A 12,955-nucleotide genomic window follows, 5' to 3' on the forward strand; every position below is an offset into this window, starting at 1 on the left:
AAGGAGAACACGATGTCCGCCCCCGCTCTGGCCCCCGCGCCACCCGCCCCGCGCCACCTCGCCGCCATCACGGCCGGGCTCGTGCTGGGCGTCTCGCTCGCCGCCCTGGACATGACGATCGTCGCCACGGCGGTCCGGACCATCGCCGACGATCTCGGCGGGGTCGAGCTGCAGGCGTGGGCCACCACCGCCTACCTGGTCACCGCCGCGATCAGCACGCCGCTCTACGGGCGGCTGTCCGACGTGCACGGGCGCAAGCCGCTGTTCCTCGTCGCCATCGCGGTGTTCGTGGCCGGCTCGCTCGCGTGCAGCCTCGCCCGCTCGATGCCCGAGCTGGCGGCGTACCGGGCGGTGCAGGGCCTGGGCGCGGGCGGGCTGTTCTCCCTGGCGGTGACGATCATCGGTGACGTCGTGCCGGCCCGGGAGCGGGCCCGGCACGGCGGCCGCCTGATCGCCGTCTACGCACTGTTCGGCGTGCTCGGGCCGGTGGCCGGCGGGTTCCTCGCCGCGTCCCCCGACCTGTTCGGGATCACCGGGTGGCGGTGGGTGTTCCTGGTCAACGTGCCGGTCGGCGCGCTCGCGATGCTGATCGTCGCGGTGTTCCTGCACCTGCCGCCGCAGCACGGCGACCGGAGGGTCGACTGGCTCGGTGCCGTCACGCTCACCCTCGGCGTGGTGCCGCTGCTGGTCGTCGCCGAGGAGGGGCGGAACTGGGGGTTCACGGCGCCGGAGTCGCTGGCGTCGTACGCGGTCGGAGTCGTCGGGCTGGCCCTGTTCGTCGTCGCGGAGGGCCGGGCCGGGGCGGACGCGCTGCTGCCGCTTCGGTTCTTCCGGTTCCCGGCCTTCCGGCTCTGCTCGCTCGCGGGCCTGATCACCGGGTTCGGCATGTTCGGCGCGATCACCGCGCTGCCGCTGTACCTGCAGATCGTCAAGGGCCGCTCGCCGACGGCCGCCGGCCTGCTGATGGTGCCGATGGTGGCGGGGATCGTCGTGGGATCCGCGCTGTCAGGCCGGGCGATCGCCCGGACGGGTCGGTACCGGATCTGGCCGCTGTCCGGATCCGCGCTCATGGTGCTGGGGATGTTCTGGCTCTCCGCGATCGGGGCGGCCACGGCGATGTGGCCGGTCGCCGCCGCGATGATCGCGTTCGGGGTCGGGTTGGGAGCCAACCTGCAGCCGCTGACGTCCGGGGTGCAGAACGCCGTGCCGCGGGCCGACAGCGGGGTGGCCACAGCCTCCGCGGCCTTCGTCCGCCAGCTCGGGGGCAGCCTCGGCGCGGCGGTCTTCCTGTCCGTGCTGTTCGGCGCGTTGCCCGAGCGGATCGCGCGCGCTCTGCGGACGGCCGCGGCGACGCCGGAGTTCCGGGCGGCGCTCACCGATCCGGCCGTGCTGGCCGAGCCGGCCAACCGCGTGGTGGCGGAGAGCCTCCGGGCGGGCGGGGGAGCGGCGGACGCCGTGCTGGCCGACTCGTCGGTACTGTCCCGGCTGCATCCCGAGCTCGCGCGCCCGTTCCTCACCGGCTTCGCCGAGGCGACGAGCCTGGTGTTCGCCGTCGGGGCCGTGGTACTGGTGGTCGGTCTCGTGGCGGCGCTGCTGCTACCTGACGAGCAACTGCTGGCGGGAGACGACTGATGGCGGCGCCGGTCCACCCCGTCCCCGCCGACGACAGCGCCGACGACAGCGCCCTCGACAGCGCCCTCGACAGCGCCCTCGACAGCGCCCTCCTCGCCGAGGTACCGCTGCTCGCGGGCCTGCCCGCGGCGACGCTGCACGCGCTCGCCGCGGCCGGCCGCCGCCTGAGCGTGCACGCGGGCGAGCCCGTCGTCGTCGAGGGAGAGCCGGGCGACGCCGCGTTCGTGGTGCGCTCCGGCCGTGTCGAGGTGTCGGCCGGCGGCCGCGTGCTCGGCTGGTTCGGCCGCGGCTACGTCTTCGGCGAGATCGCGCTGCTCACCGGGCAGGTGCGTACGGCAACCGTGCGTGCCCGGCGTGACGCCGAGCTGCTCCTGCTCGCCCGCGCCGACGTCGACCGGCTCCTCACCACCGAGACCGCGTTCGCCGCCGCGGTGGCCCGGCGGCTCGCCCGGTGGGCCACGGAGGACCGTGCGCCCGACCGTGGCCCGGTCGCCGCGTCGGTGCTGGCGCTCGTCCCGCTGCACGCCGCGGTGCGCCCGGAGCAGGTCGCCCGGCTCGGTCGCCTGCTCACCACCGAGCTGGGGCGCACGGGTCCTGCGTTCCGGCTCGACGGCGACGGCGACCCCGAGGGCTGGGCGGCCCGGGTCGAGCGCGCCGAGGACGCAGGCCGGGTGGTCGTGCTCGTCGCGGACCGGCCGGACGGGGCATGGGCCGAGTTCTGCCGGCGGCAGGCCGACCGGGTCCTGGGCGTGGCCGACCCGTCGGCCGGTGGTCCCGCCGGGGCGTCCCTTCCTCGCGCCGGCAACCTCGTCGCGCTGCACACCCGCGGTCTGGCGGCGTGGCTCGCCGCCCTGACGCCGACGGCACACCACCTCGTCGACACCGCGGCGCCGGAACCCGATCTCGCCCGGCTCGCCCGCCGGGTACGCGGCCGCGCGTTGGGCGTCGTGCTGTCCGGTGGCGGCGCCCGCGGGCTCGCCCACATCGGCGTGGTCGACGTGCTCCGCAGGGCCGGCCTCGTGGTGGACCGCGTGGGCGGGACGAGCATGGGCGCCGTCGTCGCCGGCCTCGTGGCCACCGGGGTGGACACCGAGGCCCTCCTCGCCGTCGCCCGCCGCGAGCTCGTCTCCCGCAACGTGTTCGGCGACTTCACGTGGCCGCGGTACGCGCTGGCCCGGGGGACGCGGGTGGACGCGGCGCTCGTCCGGGCCTTCGGCGACGCCCGCATCGAGGACCAGCGGTGCACCTTGTTCACGGTCAGCGTGGACATGCTCGCCGCGGAGACGGTGGTGCACCGGACGGGCCGGATCGCCGACGCCGTCGCCCTGTCGGTCCGGCTGCCGGGGGTCGTCCCGCCGCGGCGCGTCGGCGAGCGGATGCACGTCGACGGCGGGGTGCTCGACAACCTGCCGATCGGCGCGATGGCCGCCGACGGCGAGGGCCCGGTCGTCGCCGTCGACGTCGCACCGCCGTTCCACGGCCTGCCGGGTGTGCGGCGCGGTCAGCTGCCCGGGATCGTCGACACGATCGCCCGGTCGATGACGCTGGCGGGTGCCCGCGCGACCGACGCGGACCGCGGACTCGCCCACACCGTGATCGTCCCGCAGCTCGACGACGTCGCGATCCTCGACTTCGGACGTGCCGACGCGATCATCGCTGCGGGCCGCCGGGCCGCGCACGACGCGCTGCCCGGCCTGGCCGACCTGCGCCCGGGGGCAGATCCTTCCGGCCGGTGACGTCGGCGGTCAGTCGCCGTCGCCGTCGTCCGGATCGGTGTCCGGCGTGTCCGGGCCGGGCTCGACGTCGTCGCGTCCGGTGAGGGCGGCCGCCGCCATGCCGGCGGCCGCTCCGGCGATCAGGCCGACGCCCGGGGGCAGTGGCGTCGCGAATACGGCGACGCCGGCGGCCACCGCCGCGGCGATCACCGCCGTCGCCCGGAGCGGGCGCGGCAGGTGGATCCGGTGGACGGGGCGGAGCGGGTCGGACGTGGACATGGAACCTCCCGGGTCGGTGTCCGCTCAGTGTCCGGCGGCGACGGCCCACGCCCATCGGGAGGGTTTGCCCATGTCGTCGGCCCGGCTGCCCATCTCCGCACGGGCGACCGGACCGGGTGACGGCGCCAGAACTGGTGCTCACGCTCCGTATGCCGCACTCTTGACCGATGCCGAGGTGGTTGACCACCTTTCTGGTCCTCTTGATCCTCTTCGCCTTTGTGCTGCCCGATCCCGCTCGGGCCGGCAACGCGACCGGCAACGCCATCGACTCGATGGTGGTGTTCTTCCGGAGCGCGGGCAACGAGCTCTCCGACTCGGTGGCGTTGTCGGACGGTTCCGGCGATCTCTCCGGCGAGGCCTCGCGCGGTTCGGCGAGCACGCGAAGCCCGAACGGCGGGGTCGCGTCCGGCGACGGCACGTACCGGACGGCGCCCGTGGACCTCGCCGCGGTGCAGGCGGCGGTGGCAGCACCGCCGGCGCCGTCGGACGACGGGCCCGTCGACATCGGTGGGGAAGCCTCATTGCGGCACTCCCCGCCGGTACAGCTGCACCTCCCGACGATCGGTGTCTCGACCGGGTTCGTCAGCCTGGGACTGGGGCCGGACGGCACGTTGCAGGTCCCGGACACCGCGCACCAGGCGGGCTGGTACCGGGACGCGCCGGCGCCCGGCGCGCGGGGAACCGCGGTCGTCACGGCGCACGTCGACTGGCAGCAGGAGAAGGGCGTCTTCCACGACCTCGGGCTGATGCGGCCGGGCGACGAGGTGACGGTCGACCGAGCGGACGGAGCCGCGGCGGTCTTCCGCGTGACGCGGATCGCGGAGTACGCGAAGTCGCAGTTCCCGACCGAAGAGGTCTACGGCGCCGCGGACGACGCCGAGCTCCGGCTCATCACCTGCAGCGGCCCGTTCGACCACGCGACGCACAGCTACGCGGACAACCTCGTGGTCTACGCCCGGATGATGGGCGTGCGTCACGGGTGAGCCGCCGGGTCAGCCGGTCGTCACGTCGACCACGACCTTGAGACCCTCCCGCCGGGCCGCAGTCGCGAAGGCCTCGGTGGCGTCGCTGAGCGGGAACCGCTGTGTCGCCAGCCAGGACAGGTCCACCGCGCCGCGGACCGCGAGCGCGATCGCGCGCGCGTAGGCGTTGTCGGTCATGCGCCGGACGCAGGCGAGGGTGAGGCCTTTGCGGCGCATGGTCGACGCGGCGAAGGTGGTGGTGTCGTCGCCGGGGATGCCGACCAGCACGATCCGCCCGCCGGGCCGGACGAGCACGGCGGCGCGCGCGAGGCCGTCATCGGCTCCGCTGACCTCGAAGGCTGCATCGCAGGTCCCGTCGAGCGCACCGCCGGTGACCTCGTCCGGTTCCAGGACGGTCGTGGCGCCGGCGCGCCGGGCCGCGTCGCGACGGTGGGCGAGCGGCTCGACCGCCGTGACCGCACATCCCGCGAGCGCGGCGAGCTCGATCAGCATCAGGCCGATCGGGCCGCAGCCGACCACCGCGACCGTCCACCCGAACCGGAGGTGGGCCAGATCCGCCGAGTGGACCGCGACGCCGAGGGGCTCCAGCAGGGACCCGCAGGCGGGGTCATAACCGTCCGGCAGGAGGTGCAACCGGCGGTCGGGCCAGGCCATCAGCTCGCGCAGCCCGCCGTCGGTGTCGCTGTGGCCGGCGAAGTGCATCCGGGTGCACAGGTGCTCCAGCCCGGACCTGCACTCACGACAGTGTCCACACGGCAGGGCCGGATCGATCCCGACCGAACGGCCCGCCGACGGACCGGAGACGACCACGCCGGCCATCTCGTGACCGAGCACCAACGGCCGGGAGAGAGCGGCGTCGCCGATCGCGCCGTCGGTGAACCAGTGCAGGTCGGAGCCGCACAAGCCCACGCTCGTGATCCGCACCAGACTCTCGCCGGCCTGGGGGACCGGGTCCTCCATCCGATCGATGCGGACATCGCCGGCCGCGTGCAGTACGGCGCAGTGCATGGTCGCTACCTCCTCGCGATTCGGTCATCCGACGTGGACGAGCCGTGGAAGCGTCGATGCAGCTCGTGCACCCGCTCGGCCAGCTCGGGCACCGGGCCCCGCACCTCCACGGCCGGCGCGATCTGCCGGACGGGCAGCGCCCGCACCGGTGACGGCGGCACCCCGAGCTCGGACAACCAGCCGGCCAGCTGGTCGGACGAGCTCGCGTAGACGATGGGGCCGAGCCCGACCCAGCCGTGGGCGGCGGAGCACATCGGGCAGTGCTCCCCGGAGGTGTAGACGGTCGCGGCCGCCCGCTGCTCGGGGGTCAGGTTCGCGGCGGCCCAGCGCGCCAGCTCGAACTCCGGGTGACGGGTCGCGTCACCGGACGCCACCCGGTTGCGGTCCTCGGCGAGCACCGTGCCGTCGGCGCCGACCAGCACCGACCCGAAGGGCTCGTCGCCCGCGTCGAGTGCCTCGGCGGCGAGTTCCACGCACCGGCTCAGATGTCGACGATCGCGATCGGTGGACACAGAGCTGACCATGCCACGCCCAGCGCCTCAGTGCTGTGCGCCGGGACGGCGCGAGCGGAACACCAGTCGGCCCCGGACCCGACTGATGTCCCGCTCAAAGCTTGCCCGGGCACCGAGGTCAGGTTTCGCAGGCGACGCCGTCACCGTCCCGGTCGAGCTTCTTGGCGTAGCCCGGCTGACCCGCGTACAGCGGCGCCGCGCCGGCTGCCTTGGCCTGAGCGCACGACCCGTACGAAGCACCGGATGCGGCCTTCGGTTCGGCTGCCTTCTTGGGCTCGGCCTTCTTGGTCGTGGTCTTGGCCGTGGTCTTGGTCGTGGTCTTGGTCGTGGTCTTGGTCGTGGTCTTGGTCGTCGGTGCCGGCTTCGCTGCCGCAGCCGCGCGTTGCGTCGCGGGGGCCCGCCGCGTGGTCGTCGGCACCACCGCGCGAACCGCCCGTCGCGCCAGGGCCTCGTCGACGCCCGAGCCGTAGCCGACCCCGGCACCCACACCCGCGGCCACTGCGGGCGCCGTCGACGTCGGGGTCGTACTGGTCGGGGTGGTCGTCGTCGTGCTCGTGGTCGCTGCCGCACTGCTCGAGGGGGAGGAGTCGGCGAGTGGTGTCACGGGCGTCGAGGTGGGCGAGCCGCACCCGGCGAGGGCGGCCGCACACACCACGGCCAGTAACGTCGGCGCAGCACCGCGCACGGGAACCTCCGAAGATCGAGCGAGAGCAACACAAGATCATCGTCGGGCGTTGTGACGCTGTTACTCACCGCTCGTCACGCGGCATCCTGGTCGACGCCCAGGAGGCGACGTCATGACGACGCTCGGCGTCGTCAGGTGACGGCGTCGGGGGCGCGTTCCGTCCTTCCGTAGCGGCGGGCGACCAGCCCGCTGGTCAGGCCGTGGACGACGATGCTCGCGACCACCGTCACGACCATGGTCGTGAGCACGAGATCGGCGTCCGGTCCGCTCAGGTCGATGTACGCGAGCATGCCGAACACCAGCGTCGCGATGCCGCGCGCACCCACCGCGCCGAGGAAGAGGCGGTCGCGTGCGCCGACGTCGGTGCCGGCCAGCGACACGGCCACGGGCAGCATGCGGACCACCGTCAGCGCCAGGGCCGCGTAGACCACGATCTGCCAGGTGATCGCGCCGCGGGCGACGACGTCGTTGACGATCGCGCCGAAGATGAACCACAGCGCCAGTGAGAACGTCGCCCCGACGTCCTCCACGAGGTGCAGCGCATCGTGCGGCAGCCGGCGGGCCTCGGGTTCGAAGAAGACGCCCGCGACGAACGCCGCGATGAACCCGTTCCCACCGAGGACGACAGCCCCGGCGTAGGCGAGCAGGGGCAGGGTGAGCACGCCGAGGCGCAGCGCCGACGGCTGTGTCCACCCGGCGTCCAGTGACCTGCGGAGTATCCGGGCGGCGAGGATGCCGACGGCGGCCCCGACCAGGAAGGCCACCACGAGGGACGGCACGGCGTCGACCGCGGCGTCGAGGCGGGCGTCGCCGCCGACCGTGGTGGCCGCCGCCAGGCAGAAGAGGAAGACGGGCGCGAGGATGCCGTCGTTGAGGCCGCTCTCGGCGTTGAGGACCTGGCGCAGCCGTTCGGGGATGCGACGGTCGCGGACGAAGGCGACGGCGGGCGCGAGGTCGACGGGCATCACGATCGTAGCGAGCACCGCGAGCAGCCACATGCCCACGCCGGGGAAGAGCACGAGGCCGGCCAGCCAGGCGAGGCCGAGGGACAGGGGAAGGGCGACGAGGAGGAGCCGGAGGGTGAGGCGTGGCTCGCGTCCGAGGACCCCGCCGGGAACCTCCGTCGCGTCGGTGAAGAGCAGGATCGCGAGGATGACCTCGACGACGCGTTCCCCGGACTCGAACTCGACGTCGAAGATGAACACCGGGTCCGGACCGGCGGTCAGGATCACGCCGGCGACGAGCAGCGCGAGCGGCGCGGTGACGCTGAACCGGGCGAGCCGCCCGGCGACCAGCGCCCAGGCGAGCAGCAGCAGCATGATGACGACGAGCGCGAGCACCGGCCCCCCTGCGAGCTCGGTCGACGAGGACGGCGGCTACGACACCCCGGAGCTCTTCTGGCTCTCCCACAGCTCGCCGCCGGTGAGCACGTAGACGAACGGCACGATCGGGACCAGCGCGAGCACCGCCCACGCGATCTTGGCGTTGCGGGTGAGGTCGGTGCGGACGACGACGTTGAGCCACACCAGCACCACGGCGATGGGATGCAGGAAGCACACGAGCAGTTCGGCCAGCTTCTTCACATCTCACCCCCGCGACAGGCGGTCGTGATCACGGCCGCTGCCGGGTGACGCTAGCCAGTTCCGGGTTGAGCGGGAAGGTTTCGTGCGGCCTGCGCACCGATCAGATGGCGTCGGGTCAGGGCAGGAGCTCTTCGGCCCGGTGTCGTTCCCACCGGGCGAGGCGGGTGAGGGCGGAGTCGCCGAGCCGCTCCGTCACCGGGGGGACGAGCAGCTCGGTCAGCAGGAACGCCCCCGCCATCGACCCGAACGCCCTGTCGGCGTTGCTCGAGACGGCGAGGACGACGTCCGCCTCGGCCGCAGCGGGGCAGACGGCGTCGTCGGTGATCAACAGGACCGTCGCCCGCGCCCGGCGCGCCGACCGTGCGAGGTCGACCGCGGCGCGCTCGTAGCGGGCGACATCGAAGAGCACGAGCACGTCGCGGCGGCGCAGATCGATCATCATCGCCAGGTCGCGGCCGGTCGGGTCGTTCATCTCGACCACCCCCGGCCGTACCTGCTCGAGGTAGAGCGCCAGGTGGGTGGCCAGCAGGCGGGAGAACCGGCCTCCGCTGAGCACCAGCCGCCGACCCGGGTCGGCGAGCAGCGCGACCGCGGCGTCCAGCGCGTCTGGGGAGAGGTGCTCCAGGCACTCCAGCGCCTGGGCGGTCTGCTGACGTCCGCGGCGCAGGACGGCCGCCGCCGCGGATCCTGGTGGCGTCTGCGTCGGGACGCGGCCCAGCGAGCCCGTCGACCGGTGCGTCAGCTCGTCGCGCAGGGCCGCCTGCAGCGCGGCGAACCCGGGGAGGCCGACGCGCTGGGCGAACCGGACGACGGTCGGCGGGCTGACCCGCGCCCGCTCGGCCAGCTCCGCGACCGTGCTCAGCCCGGCGCTGGGATAGTCGGCCAGCAGCGCCCGGGCCACCCGCCGTTCCGCGGCCGACAGCCGGCCCATCGCGCGCTCGGTGGCATCGGCGACGGTCCGGGGCCCGCCGGCGGCCCCGTCCACCCCGTCGCTCATGGCCGGACGTCCGCCGCCTCCTGGTCCACCGGGCGGTGCGCGGCCGCGGCGACGTCGAGGGGCTCGGTCACGACCGACAGGTCGGCCAGCCGGACCGTGGTGACCGAGTCCGGCGGAAGCGGCTCCCACCCCGCCTGCCCGAAGCCGGTGGAACCGATCTGGACGCCCTCGGCCGTGCGGCGGATGCGCAGGGCGAAGTAGTCGTCGAGGTGGTCCTGCGGAAGTCCGGCCGCCCGACAGAGCTCGTCGTCGTCGGGATGCAGCCTGCTGTGGGCGCTCGCGTGCACGGCGATCAGCGACGCCTCGTCGAGCAGCAGCGCGTTCAGGCTCGCCCGCGGCGCTCGCACGGCGAGGAGGCTCACCACGCGCCGGACCGCCCCAGGCAGGCTCGTGCCCGCCGCCCGGACCTGCCGGACCAGCGCGAAGTACCGCTCGCTGTCGGTGGTGCCGCGCAACCCCGCCCGGTACGCCGGCTCGAGGAGATCGGCCAGGACGTCCGCAGGGAGCGATCCGTTGTGCGCGAACGCCACGCCGTCGGCCAGGAACGGATGGGTGTTCTCCGGCGCCACCCGCAGGCCCATCGTCGCCCAGCGCAGGTGCAGCAGACCGGCCACCGCAGGGTGCCCCGCGTGCTGGTCGGCGAACGCCGGGTCACGCTCGGCGCTGCGCTCGCTCGTGCGCACCTGCGGTGCGGCTCCCGGGCGCTCCACCCACGCGGCCCCCCACCCGTCGCAGTGCACCCGGGCCAGATCGGCGAAGGCACGCACCTCGTCGGTCCCCACCGCGCCGCCGGCCGTCACCGGCCGCCGCGACACGTATCCGAGCAGACGACACATCTGGCATCCCTCCCGCGTCCAGCCCAAAATGAACCGGACACCGTAACGTACCGAACACCACTCCGCACCCGTACCGATTCTGGAACACAGGAGACATACGGTGCCTGCCGAGTGATCTTGTCGCAGAACGAGGGAGGCCGATCCATGACCCAGGTCGAGCCCGGCGTGTCCGGTGCGGACGTGCGCCCGACCGGCGCGGTGGCCGGCTCCGTCGACCTCGCCGCGGCGGGCGCCGTACTGGCCGACCGCGGCGTGCGGATCGTGCTCGGCACCGCGGTCGACATGTCCGGCGTGACCCGGGCGAAGGGCGTCCCGATCGATCGGTTGGAGGCGTTCGTCGACAACGGCATGGGTGCCTCGCCGTCGTGGAACGTCTTCTGCGTCGACTTCGGCATCGCGTTCACCCCCGATCTCGGCGTGACCGGCGATCTGCGGCTGCGCATCGACCCGACCCGGCTGACCGTCGTCGACGCCGGCGTCGCCTGGGCACCCGCCTCGATCACCCAGCAGGACGGCGGGGTGTTCACGGGCTGCGCACGGACGCGGCTCGCGCACGTCGTCGACCGGGCCCGGGTGGCCGGGCTGCGGCCGCTGACCGGCGCCGAGCTGGAGTTCGTCCTCGTCCAGCCCGACGGGAGCGCCCGTTCCCGAGGTGCCTGGCAGGGCTACGGCGTGCGGACGGCGTTGGACGTCGCACCGTTCCTGACCGACGTGCAGGCCCGGTTCGCCGACGCCGGGCTGCCGCTCGAGCAGGTGCACGCCGAGTACGGGGCCGACCAGTTCGAGGTCTCGATCGCCCCGGCCGACCCGCTGCTCACCGCGGACCGCACGGTCCTCGCCCGCATCCTCGTCGGCCGGGCCGCCGCTCGGCACGGCCTCGGCGTCTCGTTCTCGCCCCAGCCCTTCCCCGGCGGTGCCGGGAACGGCGCCCACCTGCACCTGTCGTTGGCCGACGCCGCCGGTCCGGTGTTCTCCGGGGGAACCGGCCCGCACAGGATGACGCCGAAGGGTGCCGCCGCCGTCGCCGGGATCGTCGCCGGGCTCCCGGACCTGCAGGGCGTGCTCGCCGGCTCGGTGCTGTCCCCGCTGCGGCTCAAGCCCGGCAACTGGGCGGGAGCCTTCGCGTGCTGGGGTCTGGAGAACCGGGAGGCCGCCGTCCGGTTCATCGGGGCGACCGCAGGCAACCCGCACGGCGCGAACGTCGAGCTCAAGGCGATCGACGGCAGCGCGAACCCCTACCTCGCCGGCGCCGCCCTGGTCGGGCTCGCGCTGGACGGCATCGACCGCGACCTGCCGCTGCCCCCCGAGGTGCCGGTGGATCCTGTGACCCTGCCGGAGGCGGACCGCGAGCGCCTCGCGTTGGCGGGCTCTCAGACCGAGGCGCTCGACGCGCTCGACGCCTCGTCGCTGGCCCGCCACATCCTCGGCGACGCGATCGTCGACGGGACTCTCGCCGTGCGGCGCTACGAGCACGCCACCTACGGCGACGCCGATCCCGAGGCAGCCGCCGCCGCGTACCGCCTCGTCTTCAGCTGCTGATGTCGGCCGGTGACCTCCCCGCCTTCGCCACCGGGCTCGCCGGTGTGCCGGGGGAACTGATCGACGCGCTGTCCGCGCCGCTCGTGGACCACCACGTGCACACGAGCTTCGCAGGGCCGGTCGCGCGGGCCGAGTTCGAGGAGTGCCTGAACGAGGGCTCGCCCGAGCCGGTCCCGGCGTACATGACCCAGTTCGACAGCCAGATCGGGTTCGCGGTCCGCCGCTGGTGCGCGCCGCTGCTCGGCCTGGAGCCGCATGCCTCGGCCGACGACTACTGGGCTCGGCGGACCGAGCTGGGGGAGGAGGCGGTGGCACGGGCGCTGCTGCCGGCCGCCGGTGTCCGGCACTGGATCGTCGACCCCGGGTACGCCGGCGACCGGGTCGCCCCGACCGCGACCCTGGCCGACTGGTCCGGCACCCCGTGCAGCGAGCTGATCCGGCTCGAGACGCTCGGCGAGGAGCTGCTGGCGTCCGGGATCGCGGCCGACGACTACCCGGCGGCGTTCCGGGCCCGGCTGGCCGAGCGGGGGCCGCAGGTGGTGGGCGCGAAGTCGATCGTCGCCTACCGGTGCGGGTTCGACCTGGACTGGAGCGCCCCTTCCGATGCCGCCGTGCGCGCGGAGGTCAGGGCGTGGGCGGCGGCGACCGGGGCGGCGACGCCCCGGATGGCGTCCCCGCTGCTGTCCGCGTTCGGGGTGCACGCGGCCGCCGAGGCCGGGCTGCCGATCCAGTTCCACGTCGGGCTCGGCGACCGCGACCTCGACCTGCACCGCGTCGACCCCATGCTCCTGCTCGGTCTCCTGCGGCAGCCGGCGATCCAGCGGGTGCCCGTGCTGCTGTTGCACTGCTACCCGTTCCACCGCCAGGCCGGCTACCTGGCGCAGGCCTTCACCAACGTCTCCTTCGACGTCGGCCTCGCGGTGAACTACGCCGGGGCGCGGTCCGTGGAGGTCGTCGCCGAGTCGCTGGAGATGGCGCCGTTCGCCCGGCAGCTGTACTCCTCCGACGCGTGGGGGCCGCCCGAGTTCCACCTCCTCGGCTCGGTGCTGTGGCGCCGCGGCATGGCCCGGGTGCTGGCGCGGTGGGTCCGCGAGGGCGACTGGGGTGTGGCCGACGCGGTGCGCGTGGTGCGGATGATCGGGTCGTCGAACGCGGAGCGGGTGTACCGGCTCACGACCTGATCCTC

At 74.3% G+C, this 12,955-nt stretch carries 13 protein-coding genes; 5 read left to right on the plus strand and 8 right to left on the minus strand.

From position 1 onward, the window contains the following. Positions 1–12 precede the first annotated feature (12 nt). Together RM445_RS06300 and RM445_RS06305 are read left to right on the plus strand one after the other, a co-directional pair. Positions 13–1,632 (plus strand): MDR family MFS transporter, encoded by a 1,620-nt coding sequence (locus RM445_RS06300; RefSeq protein WP_311555110.1) that lies wholly within the window; start codon positions 13–15, stop codon positions 1,630–1,632. Continuing rightward, a complete protein-coding gene (locus RM445_RS06305) occupies positions 1,632–3,368 on the plus strand; it encodes a patatin-like phospholipase family protein (protein ID WP_311555111.1) in 1,737 nt (578 codons plus the stop codon). The genes RM445_RS06300 and RM445_RS06305 overlap by 1 nt, the downstream gene beginning before the upstream one ends. A gap of 9 nt (positions 3,369–3,377) precedes the next feature. Here RM445_RS06305 and RM445_RS06310 read toward each other — a convergent pair whose 3' ends face one another. Further along, positions 3,378–3,626 (minus strand): hypothetical protein, encoded by a 249-nt coding sequence (locus tag RM445_RS06310; RefSeq protein WP_311555112.1) that lies wholly within the window; start codon positions 3,624–3,626, stop codon positions 3,378–3,380. Between the two features lie 167 nt (positions 3,627–3,793). Here RM445_RS06310 and RM445_RS06315 point away from each other — a divergent pair, with 167 nt between their 5' ends. Then, positions 3,794–4,609: a class F sortase gene (locus tag RM445_RS06315; protein WP_311555114.1), complete on the plus strand. Its 816-nt coding sequence runs from the start codon at positions 3,794–3,796 to the stop codon at positions 4,607–4,609. 9 nt (positions 4,610–4,618) lie between these two features. Here the strand turns inward: RM445_RS06315 and RM445_RS06320 are convergent, their stop codons facing one another. The 7 genes from RM445_RS06320 to RM445_RS06350 form a co-directional block, all read right to left on the minus strand. Continuing rightward, a complete protein-coding gene (locus RM445_RS06320; protein WP_311555115.1) occupies positions 4,619–5,617 on the minus strand; it encodes a zinc-dependent alcohol dehydrogenase in 999 nt (332 codons plus the stop codon). A gap of 5 nt (positions 5,618–5,622) precedes the next feature. Then, positions 5,623–6,141 (minus strand): nucleoside deaminase, encoded by a 519-nt coding sequence (locus RM445_RS06325; RefSeq protein ID WP_397469244.1) that lies wholly within the window; start codon positions 6,139–6,141, stop codon positions 5,623–5,625. 106 nt (positions 6,142–6,247) lie between these two features. Continuing rightward, on the minus strand, positions 6,248–6,814 hold the full coding sequence (locus tag RM445_RS06330) for an excalibur calcium-binding domain-containing protein (RefSeq protein WP_311555117.1): 567 nt from the start codon (positions 6,812–6,814) through the stop codon (positions 6,248–6,250). 131 nt (positions 6,815–6,945) lie between these two features. Then, positions 6,946–8,154 (minus strand): cation:proton antiporter domain-containing protein, encoded by a 1,209-nt coding sequence (locus RM445_RS06335; RefSeq protein WP_311555118.1) that lies wholly within the window; start codon positions 8,152–8,154, stop codon positions 6,946–6,948. A gap of 36 nt (positions 8,155–8,190) precedes the next feature. After that, positions 8,191–8,397 (minus strand): hypothetical protein, encoded by a 207-nt coding sequence (locus RM445_RS06340; RefSeq protein ID WP_311555119.1) that lies wholly within the window; start codon positions 8,395–8,397, stop codon positions 8,191–8,193. 115 nt (positions 8,398–8,512) lie between these two features. After that, positions 8,513–9,394: a MurR/RpiR family transcriptional regulator gene (locus tag RM445_RS06345; RefSeq protein ID WP_311555120.1), complete on the minus strand. Its 882-nt coding sequence runs from the start codon at positions 9,392–9,394 to the stop codon at positions 8,513–8,515. Then, complete coding sequence (locus RM445_RS06350; RefSeq protein WP_311555121.1) at positions 9,391–10,230, minus strand: class II glutamine amidotransferase; 840 nt, start codon at positions 10,228–10,230, stop codon at positions 9,391–9,393. The genes RM445_RS06345 and RM445_RS06350 overlap by 4 nt, the downstream gene beginning before the upstream one ends. A 144-nt stretch (positions 10,231–10,374) precedes the next feature. Here RM445_RS06350 and RM445_RS06355 point away from each other — a divergent pair, with 144 nt between their 5' ends. Together RM445_RS06355 and RM445_RS06360 are read left to right on the plus strand one after the other, a co-directional pair. Next, positions 10,375–11,769: a glutamine synthetase family protein gene (locus RM445_RS06355; protein WP_311555123.1), complete on the plus strand. Its 1,395-nt coding sequence runs from the start codon at positions 10,375–10,377 to the stop codon at positions 11,767–11,769. Beyond that, positions 11,769–12,950 carry an amidohydrolase family protein gene (locus tag RM445_RS06360; protein ID WP_311555124.1) on the plus strand — a complete coding sequence of 394 codons (1,182 nt, stop codon included), beginning with the start codon at positions 11,769–11,771 and terminating at the stop codon, positions 12,948–12,950. Before RM445_RS06355 ends, RM445_RS06360 begins: the two co-directional genes overlap by 1 nt. Positions 12,951–12,955 lie beyond the last annotated feature (5 nt).

It is taken from the genome of Pseudonocardia charpentierae (assembly GCF_031845345.1).
Lineage (GTDB): Bacteria > Actinomycetota > Actinomycetes > Mycobacteriales > Pseudonocardiaceae > Pseudonocardia > Pseudonocardia charpentierae.